The sequence below is a fragment of the Bradyrhizobium sp. P5_C11_2 genome (genome assembly GCF_054049755.1).
Window position 1 is genome coordinate 1 of record NZ_JBFULT010000744.1, and the last position, 3,022, is coordinate 3,022.

The 3,022-nt window shown below is 66.4% G+C and carries 4 protein-coding genes; 2 read left to right on the top strand and 2 right to left on the bottom strand.

All coding sequences use genetic code 11. The annotated features are described in order from the left end of the window. The coding region (locus ACXJL8_RS37870; protein WP_456686695.1) for an HpcH/HpaI aldolase/citrate lyase family protein at positions 1 to 758 on the top strand (758 nt) is incomplete at its 5' end. A gap of 37 nt (positions 759 to 795) precedes the next feature. Further along, positions 796 to 1,539, top strand: a complete 744-nt coding sequence (locus ACXJL8_RS37875) for an IclR family transcriptional regulator (protein WP_456618012.1) — start codon at positions 796 to 798, stop codon at positions 1,537 to 1,539. Between the two features lie 10 nt (positions 1,540 to 1,549). On the opposite strand, the gene ACXJL8_RS37880 is transcribed toward ACXJL8_RS37875, so the two are convergent. Beyond that, positions 1,550 to 1,966 carry a hypothetical protein gene (locus ACXJL8_RS37880; RefSeq protein ID WP_456618013.1) on the bottom strand — a complete coding sequence of 139 codons (417 nt, stop codon included), beginning with the start codon at positions 1,964 to 1,966 and terminating at the stop codon, positions 1,550 to 1,552. A 153-nt stretch (positions 1,967 to 2,119) separates the two neighbouring features. Then, on the bottom strand, positions 2,120 to 2,911 hold the full coding sequence (locus ACXJL8_RS37885) for a transporter substrate-binding domain-containing protein (protein ID WP_456618014.1): 792 nt from the start codon (positions 2,909 to 2,911) through the stop codon (positions 2,120 to 2,122). Positions 2,912 to 3,022: the final 111 nt, after the last annotated feature.

Below are 3,022 nucleotides of genomic sequence, written 5' to 3' on the forward strand. Positions count from 1 at the left end.
ACTCCGTCGTCACCGAGAAGAAGGCCGAGGCGCGCACGCTGACGCTAGCAATGCTGAAGGGCCGACGCGGCCCGCACCAGCTCTATGTCCGCGTCAACGCGCTCGACACCGGCATGACGCTGGCCGATCTCGCCGCGGTGATGCCGGGGGCGCCCGATGGCATCGTGCTGCCGAAATCGCGCGGCGGCGACGATGTTCGGCAAATCGCGACCTGGCTCGAAGCCTTCGAGGCGGCGGCCGGGACCACTGTCGGCTCGACACGTATCGTGTGTGTCGCGACCGAAACCGCCGGCTCGATCTTCGGCCTCGGCACCTACAAGGACTCTTCCCCTCGCCTCGCCGGCCTGATGTGGGGCGCCGAAGATCTGTCGGCCTCGCTCGGCGCTACCGAAAAGGCCGCGGGCGGTGTGTTCCATAGCCCCTATCGTCTCGCCCGCGATCTCTGCCTGATGGCGGCGGCCGCGGCCGAGGTCGCACCGATCGACACGGTCTATACCGACATCGACAATCTCACCGGGCTCGAGCAGGAAACGCGCGCGGCGCGGCGCGATGGATTTTCGGCGAAGGCGCTGATCCACCCCAAGCATGTCGACGTCGTCAACGCGGCGTTCGAGCCGACCGAGGCCGAGCGCAGCTGGGCGGAGAAGGTCATTGCGGCGTTCGCAAGCAATCCCAACTCCGGCACGCTGCGCCTCGACGGCATGATGATCGACAAGCCGCATCTTCGCGCCGCGAAGAAAATCCTCGGCCAGCCATAGATCCGGGACAACGCGTCGCGACAGACGGGATCCGAGCATGATCGTTCGCCAAGCTGCAAACGTCCTGGAGATCATGGAGTTCTTCGCACAGACGAGGAAGCCGGCGACGCTTGCCGAGATCGCCGATCATTTCGGCTGGCCGCGCTCGTCGACCTTCAACCTGCTCGCGACGCTGTCGGAGAAAGGCTACCTCTACGAACCGCGGCCGCGCGCCGGCTTCTATCCGACGCCGCGATGGCTGGCGATGGCGCGGATGATCTCGGAGGTCGAGCCGCTGCCGCCCTGGACGCACACGCTGATCGCCGACCTCTCGGCGGAGACCGGCGAGACCGCTTCGATTGTGGCGCCGGCCGGCGTGATGGCGGTCTTCATCGACGTCGTCGAGTCCCAGGCCGCGATCCGCTATTTCGCCACCATCGGCCATCGCGTGCCGATTCACGCCACCGCCAGCGGCCGCGCATTGCTGCTGCAATATTCCCAGGAAGAGCGCGACTCCGTCTACCGCAAGATCGAGTTCAGGCAGTATGGCCCGTCGACGCCGATCAGCATCGAAGCCGTCGAGGCGGAGCTGCGCAATTCGATTCAACGCGGCTACTGCCAGAGTTTCGGCGACTACAGCCGCGATCTCGCCGGCGCTGCGATCCCGCTCCCGATCAGCGATCGCAGACTCTCGGTCGTCGTCGCCGGCCCGGAGTTTCGGATTGGGCCGAAAGTCAGCGAAGTGGCCGCGCTGATCGCACGGACGGTCGACCGGCTGCGGCCGAAGACGACCGCGGCCTGAAGCCGAAACCTCATTCGAATCCCTGAATGGGCGGCGCCGACGTCTGCTCCGGCGCAACCGGAGCAGCTTGAACAGGCTGCGCCGCAGGCGCGGCTTGAGCCGGCGAATTGCTGGCAGCCCTGACTTGGCCGTTGGCATTCATCGCCTCACGCGCGCGCGGCGGAGCGCCGGTCGCGGCTGCACGATAGGCCTCCCGGCGCGGCGGCTGGCGGTGTCTCGCCGAGCGCGAGTCTCTTGCGCCCCAGGACCGGGCGATTGCAGGTCCGGCGGTATAACCGACCACCGCGCCCGCGACGGCACCGATCGGCCCCAGCACGACGGCGCCTGACACGGCTCCGATCGCCGCAGCACCCGCGCGCTCCTGCGCGGCGGCGCTTGCAGGCACGCCAGCCAGCAGCACGACGGCAATGATCAGAGCTTTATTCATCGGAGCGCCTCCCTCACGGGAGATCACTCTTACTCAAATATGGCCACAGGACGTTTGTTCGTTGCCCAACACGGGGCAATCGCCCATGGAACTCCGGCAATACAAAGGCTTCCGCGGTCAGATCGCAGTTCCAGCGAAGGCAGATCGGCGCAACTACGGCGCGACCTTGTCGCCGGTGAATCCGTTGCCGTCGAGCGCGCGACGCACCGTGCCGTCCACCTTGGCCTCATCGAGGAAATGCGCGGCCCAGGCCTTCGCCAAGGTCTTGCCCCTGGGAACGACCACGACCACGCCGGTCGATTGAATCACCTCGTCCAGCACCCTGGTTCCGGGCAGTTTTCGCGACAGGTCTTCCAACGCCCCCATACCCATCGCGAGCGCATCGAGCTCACCCTTGCCGATCAGCTCGGCCGCCTCTTCCGGCTTCACGAATTTTGTCAGCCTGGCTTGCTTCAACGACCTCTCGACGGTGCGCGATGTCGACGTCCCCTCGATGCAGCCGACCCGCATTCCGGCGCGATCGACATCCGCAACGGAACGGATGTCCGAGCCGGCGCGAACGAGATAGCCACTCATATAGGCGACATAAGCGGGCCCCTGGTCGACGAACTGCTCGCGCTTGACGTCCGCCGGCATGAAGGAGAGATCCCAGACGTCCTTGCCGCTCACCGCGGCGATCTCGTCGGAACTCTGGTACTCGACGAGTTGCAGCGGCACATGCAGCTTGTCGGCCGCAGCCTTGGCGAGCTCGACGGTGACGCCGCGCGGCTTTCCCGTCGCCGGATCGCGCGTGGTCCAGAACGCCGACGCGGCGGGCCCGACCGCCACCGCCACGCGCAGCGATCCCGTCGGCGCGATGTCGCTCGGCCCCTCGGCTTTCGCATCGAAGGCAGGGATCGTAAGGAAGACAAAGCCCAACGCAGCAATCAAGCTATGCCGCAGCATGTTACTGCCTCCAGGGTTGAACGATCGCCGACAAAACGGCGGTGCACTCCCTCGCCCCGTTCTTACGGGGAGAGGGTTGGGGTGAGGGGCCTCTCTCCACACGCGAGATCG